Source organism: Rhodococcoides corynebacterioides (assembly GCF_019834675.1).
GTDB lineage: Bacteria > Actinomycetota > Actinomycetes > Mycobacteriales > Mycobacteriaceae > Rhodococcoides > Rhodococcoides corynebacterioides_A.
Genome location: NZ_JABUBU010000003.1, coordinates 170,506 through 193,746, shown reverse-complemented (window position 1 = coordinate 193,746; position 23,241 = coordinate 170,506). Strand labels below are relative to the sequence as shown.

The 23,241-nt window shown below is 66.0% G+C and carries 18 protein-coding genes and 1 riboswitch; of the genes, 13 read left to right on the top strand and 5 right to left on the bottom strand.

Annotated features, from left to right (window positions below; genetic code table 11):
* Positions 1-65: 65 nt before the first annotated feature.
* Positions 66-2,501, top strand: a complete 2,436-nt coding sequence (locus HQ603_RS07310; protein WP_222683877.1) for an AAA family ATPase — start codon at positions 66-68, stop codon at positions 2,499-2,501.
* On the top strand, positions 2,498-2,848 hold the full coding sequence (locus HQ603_RS07305) for a hypothetical protein (RefSeq protein WP_308126399.1): 351 nt from the start codon (positions 2,498-2,500) through the stop codon (positions 2,846-2,848). The genes HQ603_RS07310 and HQ603_RS07305 overlap by 4 nt, the downstream gene beginning before the upstream one ends.
* A gap of 36 nt (positions 2,849-2,884) precedes the next feature.
* On the opposite strand, the gene HQ603_RS07300 is transcribed toward HQ603_RS07305, so the two are convergent.
* The 3 genes from HQ603_RS07300 to HQ603_RS07290 form a co-directional block, all read right to left on the bottom strand.
* On the bottom strand, positions 2,885-3,976 hold the full coding sequence (locus tag HQ603_RS07300; protein WP_261773502.1) for a type II toxin-antitoxin system HipA family toxin: 1,092 nt from the start codon (positions 3,974-3,976) through the stop codon (positions 2,885-2,887).
* Between the two features lie 130 nt (positions 3,977-4,106).
* Positions 4,107-4,364: a helix-turn-helix domain-containing protein gene (locus HQ603_RS07295; protein WP_222683876.1), complete on the bottom strand. Its 258-nt coding sequence runs from the start codon at positions 4,362-4,364 to the stop codon at positions 4,107-4,109.
* Positions 4,365-4,529: 165 nt separating this feature from the next.
* A complete protein-coding gene (locus HQ603_RS07290) occupies positions 4,530-4,946 on the bottom strand; it encodes a DUF1801 domain-containing protein (RefSeq protein ID WP_222683875.1) in 417 nt (138 codons plus the stop codon).
* 101 nt (positions 4,947-5,047) lie between these two features.
* Between HQ603_RS07290 and HQ603_RS07285 the strand changes: the two genes are divergently transcribed.
* The 3 genes from HQ603_RS07285 to HQ603_RS07275 all read left to right on the top strand — a co-directional run bounded on the left by HQ603_RS07285 (position 5,048) and on the right by HQ603_RS07275 (position 8,638).
* Positions 5,048-5,740: a haloacid dehalogenase type II gene (locus tag HQ603_RS07285; protein WP_222683874.1), complete on the top strand. Its 693-nt coding sequence runs from the start codon at positions 5,048-5,050 to the stop codon at positions 5,738-5,740.
* A gap of 136 nt (positions 5,741-5,876) precedes the next feature.
* Positions 5,877-5,969: riboswitch (TPP riboswitch) on the top strand.
* Positions 5,960-6,730 carry a 3-oxoacyl-ACP reductase gene (locus HQ603_RS07280; protein ID WP_222683873.1) on the top strand — a complete coding sequence of 257 codons (771 nt, stop codon included), beginning with the start codon at positions 5,960-5,962 and terminating at the stop codon, positions 6,728-6,730. Its footprint overlaps the riboswitch before it by 10 nt.
* 159 nt (positions 6,731-6,889) lie before the next feature.
* Positions 6,890-8,638, top strand: coding sequence for a TerD family protein (locus HQ603_RS07275; RefSeq protein WP_222683982.1), 1,749 nt, complete (start codon positions 6,890-6,892; stop codon positions 8,636-8,638).
* Positions 8,639-8,663: 25 nt separating this feature from the next.
* Here HQ603_RS07275 and HQ603_RS07270 read toward each other — a convergent pair whose 3' ends face one another.
* Positions 8,664-9,080 carry a VOC family protein gene (locus HQ603_RS07270; RefSeq protein WP_222683872.1) on the bottom strand — a complete coding sequence of 139 codons (417 nt, stop codon included), beginning with the start codon at positions 9,078-9,080 and terminating at the stop codon, positions 8,664-8,666.
* 104 nt (positions 9,081-9,184) lie between these two features.
* Between HQ603_RS07270 and HQ603_RS07265 the strand changes: the two genes are divergently transcribed.
* From HQ603_RS07265 to HQ603_RS07240, 6 genes are all read left to right on the top strand, one after another.
* A complete protein-coding gene (locus HQ603_RS07265; protein WP_222683871.1) occupies positions 9,185-10,144 on the top strand; it encodes a helix-turn-helix transcriptional regulator in 960 nt (319 codons plus the stop codon).
* Between the two features lie 111 nt (positions 10,145-10,255).
* On the top strand, positions 10,256-10,705 hold the full coding sequence (locus tag HQ603_RS07260; protein WP_222683870.1) for a hypothetical protein: 450 nt from the start codon (positions 10,256-10,258) through the stop codon (positions 10,703-10,705).
* Between the two features lie 169 nt (positions 10,706-10,874).
* Entirely contained in the window at positions 10,875-11,714 is an 840-nt protein-coding gene (locus HQ603_RS07255; protein WP_222683869.1) for an SDR family oxidoreductase, read from the top strand.
* A 118-nt stretch (positions 11,715-11,832) separates the two neighbouring features.
* Positions 11,833-12,387, top strand: coding sequence for a hypothetical protein (locus HQ603_RS07250; RefSeq protein ID WP_222683868.1), 555 nt, complete (start codon positions 11,833-11,835; stop codon positions 12,385-12,387).
* Between the two features lie 187 nt (positions 12,388-12,574).
* On the top strand, positions 12,575-14,218 hold the full coding sequence (locus HQ603_RS07245) for a nuclease-related domain-containing DEAD/DEAH box helicase (RefSeq protein WP_222683867.1): 1,644 nt from the start codon (positions 12,575-12,577) through the stop codon (positions 14,216-14,218).
* A gap of 99 nt (positions 14,219-14,317) precedes the next feature.
* Positions 14,318-14,761 (top strand): hypothetical protein, encoded by a 444-nt coding sequence (locus tag HQ603_RS07240; protein WP_222683866.1) that lies wholly within the window; start codon positions 14,318-14,320, stop codon positions 14,759-14,761.
* Between the two features lie 308 nt (positions 14,762-15,069).
* Here HQ603_RS07240 and HQ603_RS07235 read toward each other — a convergent pair whose 3' ends face one another.
* Entirely contained in the window at positions 15,070-15,669 is a 600-nt protein-coding gene (locus HQ603_RS07235; RefSeq protein ID WP_222683865.1) for a hypothetical protein, read from the bottom strand.
* A gap of 738 nt (positions 15,670-16,407) precedes the next feature.
* Here HQ603_RS07235 and HQ603_RS07230 point away from each other — a divergent pair.
* Both HQ603_RS07230 and HQ603_RS07225 read left to right on the top strand, forming a co-directional pair.
* Complete coding sequence (locus HQ603_RS07230) at positions 16,408-21,246, top strand: AAA domain-containing protein (RefSeq protein WP_222683864.1); 4,839 nt, start codon at positions 16,408-16,410, stop codon at positions 21,244-21,246.
* Positions 21,243-22,877: a DEAD/DEAH box helicase gene (locus tag HQ603_RS07225; RefSeq protein WP_222683863.1), complete on the top strand. Its 1,635-nt coding sequence runs from the start codon at positions 21,243-21,245 to the stop codon at positions 22,875-22,877. Before HQ603_RS07230 ends, HQ603_RS07225 begins: the two co-directional genes overlap by 4 nt.
* Positions 22,878-23,241 lie beyond the last annotated feature (364 nt).

Sequence of the window (23,241 nt, the reverse complement as noted above, 5' to 3'; positions counted from 1 at the left end):
CTGTGCCTGTCGCACCTCTGTGTCACGGTGGTCCGGAACTCGAACCGGATTGTGGAGGGGTGTCGGTGACCGAACCCGTGGTGGACAGGCCGTTGACGGACGATGTGCTCAAGGCCATCGACGCCGACACCGATCTGGCGGACGCTGCCAAGTATCTGGTGATGGCGGCCCTGGATGGCGACGACGCCCTGACCGGGCTTCTCGACGGAACATCCATGCCGCAACCGAGAACCCCGTCGGACGTCGAGACAGCGGAGCCGGTGGGGGCCTTCCTGACCTCGATCAGTGTCGCGGGTTTCCGTGGGATCGGGCCGAAAGCCGTCTTGAACCTGCATCCGGCGCCGGGAATCACGGTCGTCAGCGGGCGCAACGGCTCCGGGAAGTCCAGCTTCGCCGAAGCGCTCGAGTACGCCGTCACGGGGAAGAGCTATCGCTGGGAGAACAAGGCCAAGCTGTGGCGGGATTCCTGGCGGAACTTGCACCAGGCAACCCCGTGCGAAGTTCGGGTCGGTCTCACCGTCGAGGGGGCCGAGCCCACCGTCGTCGGGGTGGACTGGGCCGACGACGCGCAGCTCATCGATTCGGTCACCTGGACGCAGCAGGGAAAAAGCAAGCGGCGCAGCGGAACCGACGGCCTCGGGTGGAACGCCGCGGTCGAACTGCACCGGCCCATCCTGTCCTACGACGAGATCGGGGGCTTGGTCGAGGACAGCCCCTCCGCGTTGTACGACGCGCTGGCCACCCTCCTCGGCCTCGAGGAGATCACGGACGCCGAGAAGCGCCTCGCCGCAGCACTCAAGGCGGCGAAGGTGCCACGGTCCGAGGCGTCCGCCGGCCTGCGTGAACTCAGGGCGCTGGTCGCGGACATCGACGACGATCGCGCCCGGTCGGCGGCCACCCTGCTGAAGAAGCGAGCCCCGGACCTCGACGCGCTGCTCGCCCTGGCCAGCGGTTCCGACAACGCCGGGGCACAATCGCTTTCGGGTCTTCGGGCGATGGCGGAGCTGTCCGTCCCCGAGTCGGCGCAAGCGGAGTCGGTCGCGACGATGCTGCAGGCGGCCGTCACTGCCGCCGTCGACGGTGCCGACGACCTGTCGGCTGCCGTCGCACGGCGTCTCGACGTCGTCGAGGCCGCGCTCGCGCTGCACGACGAATCCGGCGACGGTCCCTGCCCGGTGTGTGGTGTCGGGGAACTCGACCAGGCCTGGGCAGTGCGCACGCGGACCGCGTTGTCCGACGAGAACGAGGCGATGGCCGACTACCAACGGCGCCGACGAGACCTCGACGACGCCCGTCGGTCGGCTCGCGCTCTGATCGACCAGCTCGTCGACGTGGTGGACGACGGGCTCGACCCGGTCGTGGTGAATGCGTATCGAGCCGCGGTCGGTGCAGCGCGCGCCGTGCCGACGGACGCCGCAGAACTTCCGAGTCACCTCAGGTCGACCGTGCCGGCTGTGGTGGAGGCGGGTCACGCGGTGCGCGCCGCCGCGGCTGCGGCTCTGATCGCACGTGAGGACCAGTGGGCTCCGGTCGCCGGTCGTATCGGGGCGTGGGTCACGCTCGAAGCCGACGCCCGGACGCGGGACGCCGACGTGGACAACCTCGACGCCGCGAAGAAGTGGATCACCTCCCACGCCGCGGAGTTGCGCAATCGACGCCTCGAACCCATCGCAGCGCAAGCGCGCGAGATCTGGTCCGTGCTGCGCCAGGAGAGCAACGTCGACATCGGATCGATCAGCCTGCAGGGCAGCAACACCCGCCGAAAAGCCGTGCTCACCGGCTCGGTCGACGGCACGCCGTCCGAGGCGCTGGCCGTGATGAGTCAGGGTGAACTGCATGCTCTGGCGCTCGCCCTGTTCATTCCGCGGGCGACCACGCCCACCAGTCCGTTCCGCTTCATCGTGCTCGACGACCCCATCCAGGCCATGGACCCGGCGAAGGTCGACGGGTTCGTCCGGGTGCTGTCGAGGCTCGCCGCGACGAGGCAGGTCGTGGTCTTCTCGCACGACGACCGGTTGGCGACGGCGATTCGGCAACTCGCCGTCGACGCCCGCCTGATCGAAGTGACCAGAGCTACGGGTTCGGCGGTCACAGTGAGCGAGGCGTCGAACCCCTCGACGCGCTACGTCGACGACGTGTTCGCTCTGGTTCGAGACGAGAAGGTGCCGGATGTCGTCAAGCGTCGTGCCTGTCCCGGGCTCTTCCGGTTGGCCTTGGAATCGGCTGCGCAACAGGTGTTCTACGCGGAGCAGTACAGGACCGGCGCGGGCCGCGTGGAGACCGAGAAGCAGTGGAGCCAGGCCGGCTCGACCCGTAAGCGTCTCGCCTTGGCCGCACACGGGGACGCTGAGCGTGACCTCAGTGGGTGGCTGTCGTGGCGGACGGAGCGTCACCCCACGTTGCGCATCGCGAACGCAGGAACACATGGCACAGACGTCGTCGTGGATGACATGGCGGTCAGGGACCTGCGCAGCATGGTCAAGGGAATCCTGAACCCGTGACCACACAGCCGGCCCTGTCTCTTGCCCACGCCGAGCGACTCCTCGACAGCAGCGACGTGGCGACGCCGCACTCGGCCCGTCTGGCGGCGGTGTTGGCGCGCCAGGCATTGGAGGAACTGGTGTCCACGCGGTGCGCGGAACTGGGCCTCGCAGTTCCCGACGCGACGATGCGGTCGAAGCTCGTCATTCTGCGCTCGCTCGACTCGCAGGATCGTGCCGACGCTGCCGCTCTGGCCTGGAACCGGCTCAGTAGCGTGTGTCATCACCACGCTTTCGAGCTGTCGCCGACCGTTGCCGAGGTGCGGCACCTCTGTGCGGCGGTCGCGACGCTGCTGAAAGGCCCCTAGGTAGTGACCTGATCGTGCCTTGCCCGCGATGTCCGGTCAGGAACTCAGGTCGTCGCACCGCTGACGTACGACACGGGCCATCCGTGCTGCTGTCTTGTCGTCGAAGCCGATCGCGCCGAGGCCGTCCACAGCGGCACGGACCCCGTGTACGACGTCGTCGAGAACTCTCCCTGCTGCTTTGGTCGGGATGAGGTGCCGGGCCGCACCGTCCAGGACGTGCCGGCGATTCCAACGGTTGTTGCGCCCGTAGAAGGTGAGAGCCATCGGGTCGTCCCACCCCATGTAAGTCTGCGTGCACAGCAGGTCGTAGGCAGGAGCGACTTCCCAGTGCCCGCGAGGGTGTCGGCGAACGGAGTAGTTCTTTCCGTGCAGATCACCGTTTCCGATGGCGTACGAGTAGACGGTCAGCCTCAGTAAGTCGAGCGTGGCCGCCCGAGCGGAACCGCCGCCGCGCTCGACGATGGACGGCAACGAGTCGAACACGGTCTCGCTCTTCATTCGATACTTCGCCGAGGGATACAGGGCGTTGATCTGGCATGCGTCTTCCTGCGCCAGCGCGGAATCCCCGTCCCGGTCGAATCGTTGGACGAGCAGGCCTGTGACTCCGCGGTCGTCGGTGATCATCAGTGTCCGCGGAACGGTCAACCCGCACGTCTCGGCGACCGCCATGAAGAAGTGTTCGTTCTCCACCAAACGCGGAAATCTGTTGGGAGGAGCGAGTTTCAGGATCGCTGCACCGCGTGTGGTCGACACGGGGGACGTGTGCATCTGAGCCGACACTTTGCCCTGCACCCCCGGCAGGCTTGCTCGATCGACGGTGACGGACTCGGGCCCGGACAATCTGTCGAAGAGGGCGCGAAGGTCGGGGACACGGTCATTGGGGTCGATGGTGCCGCTCCGCGTGGTCAGACCGGTCGATTGCGGTACGACCCGAACGTCGCCGATGGTGTCGGAACCGACCGCGAGGAGGATGGTGAGGTGATCGTCCTCGGACGTTTTCATTCCGGCGACGATGCCGGACAGGCGAATCCCCTCGGGGAGAAGGTCGGCGAAGAACGGGGGCACACTGCCTGCACCCGCACTCAGCTGGGTGATCGTTTTCGGGATGGTCCATGCGACGGCGTCCATTTCGGGTTGTCTCGGTAGGCGTCGTCGTACGAGAACACGACGTCGTCACCCGATCGGGCCAAGGTGCCGGCAAGAACGCCACCTTTGTAGACGTCGGCGCTGGCAACGTGCCGGAGGTCGACCTGCGCGGTCATGGGTTCCGGCCGTCGACGACCGTGCCGGCGCGCGTCATGAGGACCAGGTCGCACCCCAACGCGTCGGCAATGGCTTGGACGCCGTCGATCTGGGCGGAGTCCTTGCCACCCTCCACGGCCTGAACGGTCGACCGGCCGACCCCGGCCAGCAGGGCGAGCTCAGATTGAGTCAACCCGAGCTGGAGACGTCGGGCTACGAACGAGCGCGCGAGCGATGGGTTGTCCGGGCGTCGCGATCGACGGGGTGTCGCCATGGGTCCCCCTGTGCTTGCGTTCGGAAGCGTTGGAAGGAATGTACGGCGTCGATCTCTGTCATTCAAGGCTTAAGCTTGCTGACGCAAGCATGGAGTGAGTGGTTCGTATCTCGGGTTCGAACAGGAGTCGTTGAGCTTGCGTTCGCAGGCTTGGGTATCGCGAGTTCAGTAATCGTCCGGGCGTGCCCACGCGATCATGACGAGCTGCCGCAACACGTCGAGGTCGATCCGGTCGAGCGACTTGACGTACACGCAGCCCGCTCCTTCGGTGTACGTACCCAGCGACGGGAGTAGAGCAGCCCCGTCGGGAAGGTCCTTCAGCCCGTAGAGCCAAAGCTGCGCCTTTCGTGGCGAGAACGCAACCCGCGGCCAGATGCCACGCGTCCGCGGGTTCGCCGGTGAGGCGTAGCGGTAGCTGCCGTACCCGACCATCGACGGTCCCCACATGACCGGGTCGGTGCCGGTCACCTCGCGGAACAGGTCGGCCAGCCGCAGGCCGTCATCCCGTCGGCGAGCAGGGGTCGCCGCAGCAAGGAAGTCGGCAACACTGGCATCGGTCGGCTGGGTCTTGACCTCGGCCACGGACGCATCATCACACGAGGGAGAACGGCGTCGGCATCTGTTTGAGCGGGTGCCAGCGTGCCGTCGCTTTTCCAACAGCTCGCAGTCGGGTAGCCGCGAGTATGACCATTCCAGCCGCACCCGAGGTCTTCGTCTTCGACGTGGTCGGAACCCTCGCCGATCTCCAGCCCGTGGAGGACCGCATGCAGGCCCGCGGACTCCCCGCCGGCTCGCTCGACCCGTGGTTCCGCCACATGCTCCGCGACGCCATGGCTCTCACGTTGGCGGGGGACCACCGCCCCTTCCTCGACGTCGCTGCGTCCGCGCTGCGCAGCCACACCCGGGGGGCGCTGTCCGACGACGATGTCGAGTGGATCCTGGGCGGCTTCTCCGAGACTCGACCCCACCCAGACGCCGTGCCCGCCGTTGACGCCGCGCTCGAAAGCGGGGCGCGGGTGTTCGCGCTGTCCAACGGCGCGGCGTCGTCGACCGTGGGATTCCTCGACCGGGCCGGCATCCGCGACCGGGTGGAGCAGGTCCTGTCGATCGACGACGTCCGCGCTTGGAAGCCGTCGCCCGCGCCCTACCGGTTGGCCGTCGAGCGGGCCGGGGTGCCGGCGTCGTCGATGGCCATGATCGCCGTGCACGGTTGGGATCTGCACGGCGCCAGCCGAGTCGGCCTGCGCACCGGGTGGTGTTCCCGCGAGGAGGGCGTGCTGACGCCGGCGTTCGCGCAACCAGACGTCGTCGCCGACAGGCTCGACGACGTCGTCCGGGAGCTGGCATCGCCCGGGCGCAACCGACGGTGTAGCTGACCCATGCGCCCGTCCGTCAACCACTACTTCATGAGTGCGGTGCTGCGGCCGACCGGGTCGCGGTGCGTCGACGGCGACGGGCTGCGACAACGCTGAGGAGAGCCCGCCGCTCTCTCCGCGCGCGCCGTGGTTGCATGGACTCGACACGGGGTGCCGGGCGGCCGGCTGAGAACACACCCGTCGAACCTGACCGGGTCATGCCGGCGGAGGGATGTCGAGATGGCGACAGCGATCGCTGATCAGGTGGTGCTCGTGACCGGTGGCGCTCGCGGCCTGGGTGCGTCGATCAGTCGGGCGTTCCTGGCCGAGGGCGCCCGCGTTGTCGTCAACTACCGTCGCAGCGCGGAGTCGGCACAGGCGTTGGTCAGCGAGTTCGGGGCTGACCGGACGTTCGCCGTGCGGGCCGACGTCACCGTCGACAACGACGTCGTCGACATGGTCGAGGCGGGACGGGAGCATTTCGACTCGCCGGTCACGACCGTCGTCAACAACGCGCTCGTCGACTTCGTGTTCGACGGCGATGCCCGCGCCTCGGTGGAGACCATCAAGTGGGATGCGTTCGACCAGCAGTTCAGGGGTTCGGTCGCCGGCGCGCTCAACACGACCAAGGCCGTGCTGGCAGGTATGAGAGAGGCCGGATTCGGCCGAATCGTCACCGTAGGAACGAATCTCGTGCAGAACCCCGTCGTCCCGTACCACGATTACACGGCTGCGAAGGCGGCCCTGCTGGCACTCACGCGCACGTTGTCCGCTGATCTCGGTCCGGACGGCATCACCGTGAACATGGTGTCCGGCGGCCTTCTCCGAACGACGGACGCCAGCGCCGCCACCCCCTCTGCCGTGTTCGACATGATCGCCGAGAGCACCCCGCTGCGCCGGGTGACGACGCCGGCCGAGTTCGCCGACGCCGTCCTGTTCTTCGCCTCACCGTGGGCGCGGGCGGTGACCGGTCAGAACCTCGTTGTCGACGGCGGGTTGGTCAAGGATTGACGCCTCGGCCCGATCTCCGACACGCGAAGTGCTGAGCGGTCCACAGCGCGGCCGAGATCGCGCATGAATCGACTGCGCTGTTCCAGCGAGCAGTTCTACTGACGCAGGTTCAGCCGAACCCGAAGGTTCGGTCCGTTTCCGTGCGAGAGTGGTCGCGTGATGTTCAGAACGCCGGCGGCCAGCGCCGATCGTTGGGTGGTGGTCGACGTCGAGACGTCCGGCCTGAAGGCACACCGGGACCGTGTCCTCAGCGTTGCAGCGATCACGCTGGACGACGACGGCAGAGTTGGTCAGGAACTGTCCACCCTGATCGACCCGGGGTGCGATCCCGGTCCTGTCCACATCCACGGTCTGACGAGGGAGCGTCTGCGTGGAGCGCCGCGTTTCGACGAGGTGGCGCCGCACCTGATGACCCTGCTCGCCGGCCGCACCATGGTGGCGCACAACGCCAGTTTCGATCATGGGTTCCTCCACCGTGAACACCTCCGTGCCAAGGTGACAATGCCGACGGAACACCGGTTGTGCACCCTCGCCCTGTCCCGTCGGTTGCAGCCCGATCTCGAGAATCACACGCTGTCCACGCTGGCGCGGCGGTGGAAGATTCGGCAGTCTCGGGCCCACGACGCGTACGACGACGCTCGCGTGCTCGCGCAGATCTTCACGCACAGTGCGCGATTGGCTCGCTCGCTCGATCTACCGCTGCCCGTGGTCGCCTGTACAGAACGCATGACGATCTATCCGGACGCCATTCCGCGCACTCCAAGCCCGTGGAGGAACCCCGGCCCGTTGGACCCAGCGGTCGGCCTGGTGCAGGGCATGCGCGTGGTCATCAGTGGCGACACCCGTGTTCCGCGTCTCCGACTCGCCGAACAACTCACCGCGGCCGGTCTCGACGTGATGAATTCGGTCAGTCGCTACACCAGTGTCGTGGTCAGTTCGGATCCGTCGTCGGACAGCGTGAAGGTGCGTCGAGCCCGTGAACACGGACTCCCGGTGGTCTCCGAGGAGCGAATCCTCGATTTGATCAGCACAATTCGGCCCGGAACGCCGAAGGCGGAACGGACACCGGTGGTCGTCGCTCCACCGAAGCCGACGCCCGTCGTCGGTCCGTGGGCAGACCGCCGCGTCCTGGTGATGGGCGGTACGCACGGTGAGGCCGTCGTGATGCGCTCGCGTCTCGTACAGCTCGGCGCGCGGCCTGCCGTCAATCTCCATGCGAGCGTCTCGGCGGTGTTGATCCTCGACGGCGGTGACGGGGACCCCAGAATGCCACGCGTCGTCGAGCGGGGTCTGACGGTTCTCGCTGCCGAGGATGTCGACCGTGCTTTGAACCTGGACGTCCCCATCGCGGCACCGCTGACCCCGCGCGAGGCCGAGACGCATGATGCGCCACAGCTTTCACGCGGGGCCGTCATCGACCTCGGCGCGTCGACGACCGCATTCACCATCGACGCCTCATGGAACGCGTCGGGTCCGACACTGCCGGTCGACGTGGTGGCGTTCCTGCTCACCCGCGACGAAGTGGTGTCCGAGGACGAGGACTTCGTGTTCTACAACGCCCCCGCAACCTCCGATGGTGCCGTCGCTCTGACGGTCGACGGCGATTGCGAGCAGGGAGTGCGTCTCGACCTCGGGCTCGTACCCGACGACATCGAGCGCATCGTGGTCGCCGCCGCCGTCGACGGCGAGAACACGTTCGGCGACGTCGGTGCGGTGTCCCTGTCGGTCGCGGGTTCCGAAAGATCGATCGCGACAGCCGTTCTCGATGCGGCGACTTCGGAACGGACCCTGCTGCTCACGGAGGTGTATCGCCGGGGGACCGGTTGGCGCCTCCGTGCGGTCGGACAGGGTTACGACGACGGCTTGGGCGCGTTGGCCGTCCGGTACGGCGTGGAGGTCGACGACTGATCGGTCGAAGCCGGGTGCACCGGGGTCACCACTGCGGGATGACGTCCAGAATCCACACGATGCCGAACTTGTCGACCAGCTTGCCGTACAGCGGTGAGAAACCGACCGGGCCCAGCGGTACCAGGACCGTTGCCCCGGCGGACAATCCGGTGAACGCCGCGGTGATGACGTCGGCATCGGGGCTGCGCAGCGCGCTGTAGAACGCGTTCTCGCCGGGGTGATACCCGAGCGAGTCCTGGATGTCGTACGCCATGATGCGGAACCCGTCGGGCGTGCTCACCTCGCCCCACGCCACCTGATCGGCCTGGTTCGGGCCCTGGCCCGACGCGGTATCGCCGTACGGGAAGGCCGTCAGCTCCCCGCCGAACACCGACCGGTAGAACTCGAGCGCCTCGCGGGCGTTGCCGCGGAGGTTGACGTGCAGTGCGCTGATGATGGTCATGGTGGATCCTTCGTTCGAATGGTCCGGCCTCGGTGGCCGCTGCAGACCACGTTCTCAGCGATATAGGTCAGATCCTGTCCTAGTGGTGCGCGATAGTGGGACGCATGTCGGAACCGTCGTCACGGATGCTCGCGTTGCTCTCGCTCCTGCAGCTCCGTCGGGAGTGGTCGGGGACCGTGCTGGCCGACCGCCTCGGCGTCACCCCGCGCACCATTCGGCGTGATGTCGACCGGCTCCGCGAGCTCGGGTACTCGGTGTCGGCGGTGCGCGGATCCGAGGGTGGATACCGACTCGACGCCGGTGACGCGGTACCGCCCCTGTTGCTCGACGACGATCAGGTCATCGCGTTGACGGTCGCGCTGCAGATGGTCCCGGCGTTGGGTGTCGACGTCGGTGACGCGGCGGACCGCGCCCTGGCCACGGTGCGACGGATCATGCCCGACCGAGTACGACGCCGCGTCGACGCCGTCGAATTCGCGTCGATGCCGACGACGGTCGACTCTGTCGATACAGAGGTCCTCCGGGTGATGGGCGAGGCGGTACGAGCGCGGGAGTTGGTGCGGTTCGATTACGTTGTCGACGAACAGGTCACACCGTTGGGGCCGACCCGCCGGATCGAGCCCCACGGCGTCGTCGGGGCCGGGGCACGGTGGTACGTCGTCGGTTTCGATCTCGACCGGGTCGACTGGCGTCTGTTCCGCGTCGATCGCATGAGACCGAAAATGCGCACCGGCGTGACGTTCAGGGCACGGGAGGTTCCCGGTGGGTCCGCGGGGGAGTTCGTCCGTCGTCACTTCCGCGGGACCGCATCCGGGGAGTGGGCGTGTGCCGGGGAGGCGACGGTCGCCGTGCCCGCGTCGGCCGTCGCGCCGTTCGTCGGTGACGGCGTTGTCGAGAGCTTGGACGACGACCGGTGCCGCGTGCGGATCGGCGCGTGGTCCTGGGCCGGGGTGGCGGCGTCGCTGCTTCGGTTCGACGCCGCTTTGTCCGACGTCGAACCCCCCGAGTTGGTCGACGCGATGCGGACGATGGCCGGCCGCCTGAGCGATGCCGTCTCGTCGTAACCCGAGCGCCGGTGCCGGCATCTTGCTACCGTCCGAAAACAAACCAGCCGGACATCAATCGGGGTGGGAGCGATGAGAGTGAACGAAAAGCGGAGTAGCGCTGGACGACTCATGACGGTGGCAGTGGCCGCCGCCGCGATCGCCGTGGGCACAGCGGGTCCGGCCGCTGCGGAGGAGTACCGGCCGTACACGATGATCCCGGGGCACACCTACACGCTGGGTGAGTTCAACGGCGTCCAGTGCGTGGGCCAGATGACGAGCGGAATTCAGACCCCCGACTACCGTCCCGGCGTGGCGATCGTGACAACGACTTTCTACCCGTTCTTCACCGCGCCGTGCGCCGTCGAGATGCAGGTGAACTGGCAGAACCTGGACACCGGCGAACGGGGAACGGCGACGTCGCGGGTGGTGACCTACACGCGGTCGTCGTTCCAACCGTCGGTGGCGACGGGCGACATCGTCGAGATCGCCACCAAGCCGGGCCGGGTGCTGTTCACCGTTGCCACCGGGTCGCTGCACTATGTCGCCGTGCCGCCGGTGGAGGCCGTGGTTCCGGGCTGACTGCGTAACGCGGACCCGTTGGCGTAGGGCCGGATCCGCACCGTCGGTGACGCCAGCTGCGTGTCGAGGGAGGAGGGCTTCTCGTGCCTCCTCGTGAGCTCGAACGCGTTCGTGCTCTCGCGGGACGCGAACCAAACCTACTGAGCCTGCGCCGCCGTACGCTCGGCCCATGACGCCGACCATTGCTGTCACGGGTTCCACCGGCGCGGTCGGGGGTGCGGTCGCGGCGCTCCTCGCGGACTCGGGGACGCCACTCCGTTTGCTGGTTCGTGACGTTGGCCGGGCGCCGACGATTCCGAACAGTGATGTCGCGCAGTGTTCGTACGGCGATCCCGATGCGTCGACGGAGGCCCTGCGTGGCGTCGACGTGCTGTTCATGGTGTCGGGGGCGGAGAGCGCAACCCGACTCGACGAGCACCGAACGTTCGTCGACGCCGCGGCCGCGGCAGGGGTACGGCACGTCGTTTACACGTCGTTCTTCGGCGCGGCCCCGGACGCGACGTTCACGTTGGCGCGGGACCATTTTCACACCGAGCAGCACATCGCGGCCTCGGGAGTGGACCACACGTTTCTGCGTGACAACTTCTACGCCGACGTGATGGAGCACTTCGCCGGCGAGGACGGTGTGATTCGTGGGCCGGCCGGCGACGGTCGGGTCTCGCTGGTGGCCCGAGCGGACGTGGCACGGGTGGCCGCGGTGGTGCTGACCGACCCCGCGTCGCACGCCGGCAGGTCCTACGACCTCACCGGACCCGAGGCGTTGTCCGTGGCCGAGGTGGCCGCCGCGATCGCCGAGGTGCGGGGGCGGGCGGTGACGTTCCACGACGAGACGCTCGACGAGGCGTACGCGTCGCGTGCAACGTGGAACGCGCCGGACTGGCAGAACGACGCGTGGGTGTCGACGTACACCGCCATCGCGTCGGGCGAGTTGAGTCGGGTGGGCGACGACGTGGAGCGGGTGACGGGGCGGCGGGCGATGACGTTGCGCGAGGTATTGAATCGCGCCTGAGTCAGCGCCGCACCAACGTACCGACGTTGCCATCCGTCGTACCGGCGTCCAACGCTGCATCCAAGGCTGGCTGAACTCGTTTGTAACAGTCGGTAGATTCCTGAGCGATGGACTGTCTATGGCCATGGCGCGTACTTCTGTTCTGCTGACACTCGGACTTGTGGGGATGCTGGTGGGGGCTTGTTCGTCCGAGGATGACGCGAGCGACGCTCTCAGCGGGTCGTCGTCCTCGGTCGTCGTGACGACCCAGTCGGTGCTCGTCGAGCCCACCACCACCGTCATGCCCGACGCGCCGGCTGAACCTGTCGTCTCAGAGTATCTGCCAACGGAAACAACCGAATCTGCAGAGCTACCCAGTGTCGTCGAGGAATCGGTAATCGTTGACTGTCAGATGGGTTTGGGGCCGATCGTCACTTACTGGTCGGATGGCACGGTGACCGGGTACTCCGACTACTGTCAGTCAGTCCATGATCAAGCGCTGCAAGGCGAAATTGATGCTAATACGCCAATTTGCGATGGGCCCGTCTGCGTCTACCCGAACGGAGCCGAAATTGCAAACCCCAATTACACGGTAGTCCGCACACCGTCGCCGTGGGTTCAAGGTCAAATCGACTGGCAGAACTGCCTCGAAGCAGGTAATTCCGAAGAATTCTGTCGCTCGACGTTGAACTGATCGGTCGTGTCGTTAAACGTACCGTCGGCGCAATCGGATCTTTGGCATCTGCCGGCCCTTACTGGCTCGAATCGGACCATGGTTCGAGGAACGCATAAATCTGCCCAGCTGTTGAATATCGGTCTTCGCACGCATCCGGATCGTTTGAACACTGACAGTTCTCGCGGTGAGATGGCACCCTCGTCCTATGCCCCATGTTCCCGGTCCCCCTTCGCTCGTGAACGGTGCTGAGAGGACCGTCTACGAAGCGCTCGTCGACCAGCTCGGCGAGCACGACATCGTGCTGTCGAACCGGCGGATCACCGACCACCACAAGGATTACGAAATCGATTTCGTCGTCCACCTCGACGGTCTCGGTGTCGTGTGCGTGGAGGTCAAGGGCGGGCAGGTCTCGCACGACGGCTCGACCTGGGTGCAGACGCGGCAGGGTACGGACCACGCGATAGACCCTGTCGCACAGGTACGAGAAGCGAAGTACGCGCTCCGGACCTACGTGGAGGACGACCCACGGTGGACGCTGGGCAAGGGGTTCCCGTGGACCCATGTCGTCGTCCTGCCGAACACCGAACTGGACCAGGACTTCTCGCTCCCCGATTGCCCACGGTGGAGCGTCGTCGATCGGGCCGGGCTGTCTCAGCTCGGGCACTCGCTGCGTGCCATCCTGCGTCACAAGTCGGACGGCACTCTCGATCCGCGATCCGGCGAACAACTACTGGCGGTGCTCGGTGGGCGGGGGTTGCCGCAGAAGGACGTCCTTTCGCGAGCCCTCGCGAACGAGGACGCCGCGGAGACGTTGACCGCGCAGCAGTCGGTCATCCTGCAGGCCACCCGGCTTCTCAAGCGTGTCGAGATTCGTGGCGGCGCCGGCAGTGGGAAGACGTTCCTCGCGCTCGAGCAGACCCGTCGCCTGCAGAAGGAGGGTAAGCGTGTCGCGCTCCTGTGTTACTCGCACGGTCTGGCGTCGTATCTCAAGAGGCTGACCGCGACGTGGCCGCGCAAGGAACGACCCGCGTACGTCGGTGAATTCCACGCATTGGGCATGCAGTGGGGCGCGGCGACGGGTCCCGACGAGTCGGTCCGGACCGCCGAGAGCGTGAAATTCTGGGAGGAGGACCTACCCGCCCAGATGGCCGACTTGGCCGCCGCTCTCGCCCCGGGCCATAAATTCGACGCCGTGGTCGTCGACGAGGCGCAGGATTTCGCCGATGCGTGGTGGAGTCCTGTGGTCGAATCCCTCCGGAGTGCAGAGGACGGCTCCATCTACCTCTTCAGCGACGAGGCGCAACGCGTGTTCGACCGGCACGGCACTCCGCCGCTGGACCTCGTGCCGATCGTGCTCGATCAGAACATCCGGAACACCAAACAGATCGCGACGTGCTTCGGTCCACTCGCCGGACAACGCATGCGCTTGCTGGGTGGGGACGGACCCGCGGTAACGATGGTGGCGTGCTCGGCGGTAGATGCACTGGACCATGCGGACGACCAGATCGACGTGTTGTTGGAGTCGGGGTGGAGGGAGCAGGATGTCGCGCTCCTGACGACCGGTACTCGGCACCCCGAACAGGTTTCGCGGCAGGCAGAGGGGCAGGCCGCGTACTGGAACAGCTTCTGGGACCACGACCAGGTGTTCTACGGTCACGTTCTCGGGTTCAAGGGCTTGGAACGGCGAGCGGTCGTGCTCGCGGTGAACGAGTCCGGAGGGCGGGATCGGTCACGGGAGCGTCTCTACGTCGGACTGTCGAGGGCGCGAGACCAACTGGTGGTGTGCGGGGACCCGGACTACATCCGAGACGTCGGTGGCGCAGAGTTGGCTGCGCGACTGAGGATTTGAGCCCGCACAACGTGGCCGAACTCGCCGCGGCATTGGGTACACCCACCGCTGGCGCCCGATTTCCTGCCGCGGACCGCCGTTCCGTGACAGGCTCGTCGCATGACCGATTATGTCTATGGTGATGTCGACGGTGCGCTGATCTTGATACTCAAGGAACGAGCCGAACAGCTGTCCATTCTGCGATCGGATTTCGCGACCTGGGGTGACGCAAAGCGAAATTTGAGCCCGGACACCTGGGCCGGCGTCGTCGAGCGATTCGACGCGGGCGAGGCCGATGTTCCTGCAGACGACGAGCCCTACGATCTCGATGCCGTTCCGGGCCATGCCGATGGCGACTGGCCGGCGTGGCCTGCCCGCGACATGCTTCGGGACGTGCCGACATCGGTGCGTGAGAAGTTCGGCAGGGTAGAAGACAGCGTCCACAACGGCTCGTACCTGCACCTCGATGCGGCCGACGAAGATGAGATCCTCGAGGCTCTCCGACGCCACGGCTGGACCTGCACGCGTGATGACCTCCTGGTGGAGAAGGCGAGCGGATTCTGAACGGACCTGACGGGTTCTATTCGGCTTGGCCTATGGTTTGCATACGAGGGCGGTCTTGCAGGCCGCTCATCATAATCTTTTTCAATCGTTGACCCTCACTATTCTGTGTGCCGGTTGGCGTGTCTCGGCGCTACAAACCAGGACCTACATCGTGGCAACAAAAATCGCAATACTAGATTGCTCAAATCCCAATGGCCTTCTGAGTGACGGCAAGCGACGGATTCGATCTTGGTTTGACCGCTGGAATCTAGTGATGACGTTTTCGATGACACGCGTATTTGCTTCATTGAATTGTGCAACTGTTCTCATCACGGCGCGGCAGCGACTACAGCTTCACGGTATTCAAAAATAGCGTCATGAAACTTGTGCAAAGCTTTAGTTTGAATTTGCGGGAGTCCGGTCGTGTATCTTGAGCAAATCAGTTTTGACGGAATGCGGCCGGAGCTAAATATGGATTCACACCCCATTAGAACCTTGTCCAAAGCATTGATGCGCCGGGTGAAAAATTTGTCATTGGGTTCGAAAAATGCCAGCTGGGTTAATGGGAGGGGTGACACGGTGGACGTTGTTGGCAATCTCTCCCATGCCTGTTCAGTCCACGGCTTCAGTGATGGTATGACAGGTGCATCACGGAATAACGCGAGACTAGTGCGTTGCAGTAGTGCTTGTGCGTAAGATTCGTGGCCATCGGTCAGCGGTGCCAGCCATGATGGCAGCCAGACCAGGTTGGGTGCGAATGAATAGAGCCAAGGGTCTGCGCCTGCAAGAGTTCCCCCCGGCAGCTTGTGCCAAATGTGACAAGCGGTGAATCCCCGCCACGGCTTTCTCTTGTTGTATGGGTGTCCCACAGGGGCGCCGATATCGACCGGTAGAGGGAGCTTCTTGATGATGGAATTGTCGTCACGCATATACCCATCTGCCCTGGGCGCCCCCCAGGCTTCGGGGCCTTGATCGTACCGGCTCGTGCGGTCCCGTACACACCACGGGGTCATGATTGGAAGGCGATTGTATGCTTTTGGGGACCACCAAATCCCCAAGCGGCCAAACAATACTGCAATCATGGCCTCAAAGTCCCGTGCCTCTGCGCCTCGCAGACCCTGCGCGAGGTAGCTGTAGATGGCTTTGGATTGAGGAGCTTCGCGAGCGATTGCGCTAACTTCGCTCAAGCGCTCGAGCTCCTGTTTGATCTCGACAGCCGCGTCGACCCCATTCACGACGAGCGACCCAAGCTCGGGCGGAGCGCGTGTGCACAATGGCTTCCAAGTTGCAGGGGAATCATGGTGTGAAGGGTAGGGCAAACGGCCACAACTCGTCCGCAGCTTTGTCCGTTTTCAATCAGTCGACGAAGCTAGCGTAATCGTTGCAAAGATCGGTTCGGCTGGTCGGCGACGGCGGTCCCGCCGTTGCCGTGGCTCACGAGTTCGGCGGCCGAAGTTTCGTTCTTGTGTAACCCGGGCCTAACGCCGTTCTTGTTCGAGACCGAGGCGAAGAGGTGTGCGACGACCTTCACTGCGGATTTCGACCACAACCGGCGGACCCGGCGAACCTCGTGACCTGTTTGTCGGGGTCTCCCGCTAGATTGGCCCCGACGCGAGGTGAACAGGAGCGCAGTGGTCGACAGTGGTGATGCAGAGGTTCGCGCACGAGTGCGCCGGCTGCTGGAGTTCCTGCGGGAGACCGTCGCGGCGCGTTCCAAGCCCGTCCGCGCATATGGACCCACCACGCGGCTCGAGTGGTTGTATCGCCCGGACCGTCAGCTCGAGATCGACCGCGACGCCGCGCCGGGTCAGGCCGCCGTCCGGGTTCCTCGGGTCAGCGTCGAGACGCCGCCTGCACCGTCGCCGGAGTGGAGCTCGTGCATCAATGGTTCGTGGGACGACGCGCGACACCGGCCCTCGATAGACCACACGATTCCTCGCGACCATCGCGACGCGGCCGACCGATGGTTGCGGACCTGGACCGAGTGGGCTGCGGATGACGTCCGAGATCGCCCCTTCGCCGCGCTGTACCTCTCCGTCGACCGCATGCGTGAGGAGGTCCTCACCCAGCCCGAAACGGTCGAGGTCGTCCTCGCGTCCGGCCTGCTGACGACCACGGTGGCCGGCGTTCCCGTCGACACCCACCTGGTGACGCAGCCTGTGGAGATCGTGCGCGACGACGCGACCGGTGATCTCGTCGTTCGTCCCACGCTCGGTAGTAGCGCCCGACTCGAGGACAGACAGGTGCTCTCGGGTTTGCAGCATTTCGACGCGGAGTCGTCCGACCGAGTCGCGTCCACCCTCAGGGAGACCGTGTCCACTCCACTGTCCGCAGACGCATCCGTCGTCCTGCGTGAGTGGGCGAAGTCGACGCCGACTGGGGTGCGATACGTCGGCGCTCTCGACATGCCGCCGGCGAATCGCCGCGGCACGGTGCGGGAATCTCCCGCGTTGCTGCTCCGGCGCCGTTCGGGGTTCGCCCTCGTGTCCTATTTCGACGCCATGATTGCGGAGATGGAGGCCGGCGCACCGGTCCCACTCGGGTTGCAGCAATTGGTCGAGAGCATCGGTTCCACCGATCGGTTGGACTGGCTGTCGACCACCTCGAACGACTCGACGACGGAAACGCTGCTCCCGTTGGCGGTCAACCGAGCTCAGGGCAGCATCATGGAGAAGCTCGCCCTCGACACGGGAGTCGTCGTCGAGGGTCCCCCCGGTACGGGAAAGACCCACACGATCGCCAATGTGATGTCCGCGATGCTGGCGCAGGGCAAGCGGGTCCTCGTGACCAGCGAGAAGGCTCAAGCTCTCCGTGTTCTGCGGGACAAGCTCCCCGTAGAACTGCAGGACCTGTGCGTCTCGGTGACCGACCTCGCCCGCGGCGGTTCTGCCGAACTCGACCACAGCGTGTCCGTGATCGCCGATCGACTGGAGAACTACGAACCCGCTGCCGCGGACCGCCGCATCGACGATCTGACTCGACGCCGTCACGGTGCTTACCATCGCCGGCACGTCGTGAAGGAGCGCGCTGTGTCCGCGCGCCTCGCCGAGGCGGAACAGCACCGGATCGGAGGCCACTACACAGGAACGTTGGCCCAGATTCTGGACGAACTCGGACAGCGTGCGGACGTACTCGGGTGGATACCCGGTCCAATTCACGACGAACGCCCACCGATTACGTCCGACGAGTTTCGCTCTCTTGCCACGCTGCTCGTCGCCAGCGAAGACCATCAGGGTGACCGCCGTGCGCAGACTCTGCCGCCACTCGCCGACGTCCTCCCGCCCGCTGCGACGATCCGACGCCTCCTCGACCGGGCCGGCCGTGCGTCGCAGCCGACGCTTCTCGCTGACCTCCGTCCGACCGAGGCGCGTCAGCACGCGGCGCTGGCACGTCGCATCCTGAGCCAGGCGCAGGCCCTCGACGCTGATCTGCACCGCATCCTCGACGAGGACCTGGCAGGCCGGCGGCGTTCTGTCCGAACCGCCGTGGGTGACCTCCACCAGATCGTGGAGTCGGCGCGAGAGTGCGAACAGCGCCTCGGCTCAGCCGTGGTCGTGATCGACGACGTCCGACAAAACGTCGTCGAGGCGTACGACTCGGCTGCTCGGGCTTTGGCCGACGGGAGGGGATTGCGACGTCTCCGGACGCCTCGAGAGCTCGCCGCGGTGGCTCAGTTGGGTGTCGAGGTCCTGATCGACGGCCGCACACCGCGGACCGCCGCTGAGCACCGCGCCGTCGCCGACCATGTCCGTCACCGTCTTCTTCTCGACGAGGCGGGGTCGGTGTTGTCCGACCTGGGAATCGACTTGTCGGCGGTGTCGACCGACCGGCGTGCTTCGGACAGGGTGGAGGCGGAATCGCGGCGTCTCGCGGATGTCGAGAAGGTCGCTGCTGCAATAGAATCGTTCGGCTCCGCGATGGACGGTCGACTCGCGCTGCGCTCGGTCGACGACGTTCGCTCGGCGCTCGACGGTCTCACCGCCGTCGTCACTGCAGGGGAGAGCAGCAGCGTGCGTGCGCAGCTTGTCGGCCACGCCGAGCAGTTCGACGCGGCCACCAACGGTGCGGACAGTCCCGAGGCGCTGCAGCTGTCCGACGCACTCCGCCTCGCCGATCGAGTCGAGTTCGACGACGCCGTGCGTGCGTACGAGCGAGCGCAAGACGAGTGGCGTGAGCAGTGCGAGCTCGATGGTCTTCTCGACAGGGTGGACCTCGGAGCGCCCAGCCTGCGCACGCTGATGGTCGACGATCGCACAACCGACTGGCCGGCTCTGGCCACGCAGTTCGACGAGGCGTGGGCATGGCGGTGGGCGCGCCAGCAGGTGGAACGGCGGCTCACGCGCCCGGCGGACCCGAACGCGGACGACGACTTCGACGCGGCCGACGCCGAAGTGACGTCACTGACCGCTGCGCTCGCGGCGGAGTCTGCGTGGCGTGAATGCTTGCAGCGCATGTCAACTCGGGAGGTTCAGGCTCTGCGGACCTACCAGGACAGTGTCGCCCACATCGGGGATGCGCGGAGCAAGCGATCTCAGCGGTATCGGGCGGCCGCCCGAACGGCCATGGGTGAAGCCCAGAGTGCTGTGCCTGCGTGGATCATGCCGATCAATGAAGTGCTGTCGACCATCCCGCCGGTACAGAACAGCTTCGACGTGGTGATCGTCGACGAGGCCAGCCAGGCCGAGCCCAGCAGCCTCTTCCTTCTGTGGCTCGCTCCGCGCGTCATCGTGGTCGGGGACGACCGGCAGTGCGCACCGAACCTCGTTCCGCAAGAAAGCGAGGAGCGAGTTCTCGCGCGGCTGGACAGCTACCTGACGGATCTTCCGATCCACGTGCGGAACAATTTCGGACCCGGCTCGAGCCTGTTTTCCCTGCTCCGTAGCCGCTACGCGCAGCGAGTCCGGCTTCGAGAGCACTTCCGCTCGATGCCGGAGATCATCGAGTGGTCGTCCACTCAGTTCTACCGCGACACACCGCTGGTTCCCGTTCGTCAGTTCGGTGCCGATCGTCTCAAGCCCTTGCGGTCGACGTACGTGTCGGACGCCGCCACCGCCGGGACCGGAACCACGCTCGTCAACGAGGCGGAGGCGCACGCACTGGTCGACGCGCTGTGCACCTGCGTGGCAGATCAGGACTACGAGGGCCTCACCTTCGGCGTCGTGGTGCTGCAGAGCCAGGCTCACGCGGAATACATCAGAGCGCGCCTGGCCGAGCGCATCCCCGCGGAACAGCGGGAGGAACTGCGCCTGCGTGTCGGAACGCCCGCAGACTTCCAGGGCGACGAGCGTGATGTGGTGTTCGTATCCATGGTCGTCGCCGCGACCTCGGTCACCAATGCGCTGACCAGCGCCCGCTGGCAACGCAGCTTCAACGTCGCGGCCAGCCGTGCGCGAGATCAGCTGTGGCTGTTTCACTCGATCCGCCTGGACGAGCTGTCGGCGAACGACCTACGAGCATCGTTGCTGTCCTACGTACAGGCGTTGCCGGCCGTCCCCGTACCGCCCATGCCCGATGTTCCCCGAGTGCGCTCGCCGCACCCGGCCTTCGTCTCGATGACCGCCCAGCGGTTGTTCGTCATGTTGAGGGACCTCGGGTATCACGTCAATCCGTCCGTCGCGATCAACGACCTGGAACTGGATCTGGTGGTCACCGGTGCGGGCACGCGGTTGGCCGTGCAGTGCGACGACGATCGAGACCAGGCCGCTGATGCGATCGCTTTCCGTTTCGATCGCGAGGCAGACCTTCGCCGCGCCGGGTGGAACATCGTGCGCGTTCGTGCGTCCGACCTCATGGCCGACCCGGCCACGGCGCTGGGGCCGGTCGTCGAGGCTCTCGATTCGCTGGGGATCCTCCCCGGTGAGGTCAGCATCGACCAGGAGCGACGGGTAGGCGATTGGCATCCGGTCGCGCTCACGGCGGTCGAGGACGACGAGGAACCGGAGGCGCCGCCGGTCATCGAGCCGTCTACCCCCGCAGTCATCGAGGTTGCCCCACTGCCCCCGACGGTGACCACCCGAGCTGCGCCGGACACGATGCCGCCTGCCGAGATGGAACCCGGCGAGACGCGGCCGCCGCGTTTCGACGGCTCCGCGCCCATTCGAGTCGACTCGCGGTACGGCACGTCTCGGTACTCGCCGCCCAAGGCCGCATCAGCCCCCGTGGCGTTGCGGCCCTCGCCTGCCGCGATGCCCAAGCGAGTGCAGAAGCCCGGGTCACCGCCGGCGGTGACACCCGTGCCTACGTCCGGAATCGAGTCTCTTCCGCGTGACGTGCAGGCAAAGTTGGCCGCGCTGCCCCCGGCGTCGTTGGCAACGGGCCGCGTGGTCGCGGTTGCTGCGGCTCGCCCCGGCGAACCTCTGACGGTCCGGCGGTGCTCTCTGGTCACTGGACTGTCACCCGTCGTTGCCACGGAGATGTTGGGAGACCTCGAACGGACTGGGAAGTTGGTGCGCCGTCAACGACGGGACGGCGTCGCCGAGTGGGTTCGACCGGAGGACGCCGCATGACCGAGTTGCGTGCCTGGCAGAAGGAGGCGTTCGAGGCGTGGCGTGCTGCAGGGTCCCGAGGCATTGTCGAAGCGGTCACCGGGACTGGAAAGACACGTGTCGGAGTTGCGGCGATGCTGGCCGCGCGGAGCTTGAACCAGCAGGTTCTCGTGGTGGTTCCGACGATCGACCTTCTCGAGCAGTGGTTCACCGAGGTGAAGAATTTGCTCCCGTCGGTCTCCGTGGGCAGGCGCGGGAACGGCCACAAGGACGACTTCCGGCACAGCAGCATCCTGATCAGCACCATCCAGTCGGCGATCATGAGGGGTGCCCCGCAGCCACGGCCCGGAGCGCTGCTCGTTGCGGACGAGGTGCACCGATACGGCACCGACGGGTTCGCGCGAGTCTTCAGCGATCGCTTCGATCACCGGTTGGGGTTGACCGCAACCCTGGAACGTCAGGACGAGGGCGTCGATACCTACATCCGGCCGTATTTCGAGACGACGATCGCCGGGTGCGACTTCGCGCGGGGGCGGCGGGACAATGTCCTGGCCCCGGTGCGGGTCATGACGGTCGCGGTGGAGTTCACCCCCGACGAGCGTCGAAAGTTCGACGAGCACGACGCCGTCGCTCGAGATGCTCGCCAGCACCTCATCGCTCAGTACGGCTGCACTGCTGCACCTTTCGGGGCCTTCATGAAGGATGTTGCTGTCTTGTCCGAGCAGCGAGATCTGCCCGAGGGTCGGCTGGCCGGTCGTTACATGTCGGCCTTCAGCAAGCGGCGGAGTCTGCTCGCCGACTGCGCGGGCAAGCTGAGTGCGCTCGCGGTTCTCGCGCCCGCGCTGGCGGAGTCGGACCGATCGATTGTGTTCTCGGAGACCAAGGCGTCTGCGGAAGCCGGATCGGTAGTACTCCGTGAGCACGGAGTGAAGTCCAGCGCTTACTCCAGCGGGCTTGATCGCCTCGCGCGAACCCGTGTCCTCCAGCAGTTTCGCGCTGGTGCGCTGACCAACCTCGTGGCACCGCGTGTGCTGGACGAAGGGATCGACGTTCCGGCCGTCGATGTCGGGGTCATCACCGCGAGCAGCAGCTCGCGTCGCCAGATGATCCAGCGGATGGGCCGCGTTCTCCGTCCGAAACCGGGCGACCGCGCGGCCGCGTTCGTCATCCTCTACGTCCCGGGAACCATGGAGGATCCGGCGCTGGGGGCTCACGAGGCATTTCTGGAGCAGCTTCTCGACGTGGCGGAGGAGCAGGTCGATGTGTCACTGCAGGACGCCGCGGGGTTGTTGACCGACTGGTTGTCAAGGCCGTTGGTGGTGCTTACTGATCCCGTGGCTGCACAGGAGGTTCCCGATTCGGGTGATCTGCAGCAAGCCGAAACCGTCGTAGCGCAGCCGGAGTCCAGTGGGATCCTCGACTTGGCGCTGCTCGACGCGCCGGGCGGGCGGGATGCGGCGCTCCGCTACGTCGCAACACTTCCGGTGCAGTCCGCGCGAGTCGCAATCCAAGTGCTTGGTCTCGACGGTGCGCCGGCTCGTTCGGTCGAGCAGGCTGCCCGTGATATGGCATTAACAGCGGACGAGGTTATTGCGATACGTCGGACGGTGAGAGGCGGTTTCCACCAGATCGCGAGGTTCAGCTCACCGTAGGTACGACTCGCCGTCGGGAAGAAGGGAGTCGTCCGATGCGGGCAACAAGCTTGGCCGAGCGGAGGCGGTGGCCAGCCCAAAAATCCGATTCTTGACAGCACGACGCGAACTGATGTGGTGCACGGTCGAGCCTGAGAAGACGTCGGCAAGAACCGGCGCGACCATCTGGCGAGATGATTTTGCTGGAGCGTCATATCTCAGAAGTGTCCGCGCAGGACCAGGACACTGCGAACCACGATCGTGCGTGAGACCGCCAGTCAGGTGCACGTGCCAGTACCGACCGGCCGACGGTCCACACGTCGGGTAGCGTGCGAATCCGGAGCCCATGACCGTCGCGACCGGTCGCTTGGCATGCCGTCCACGA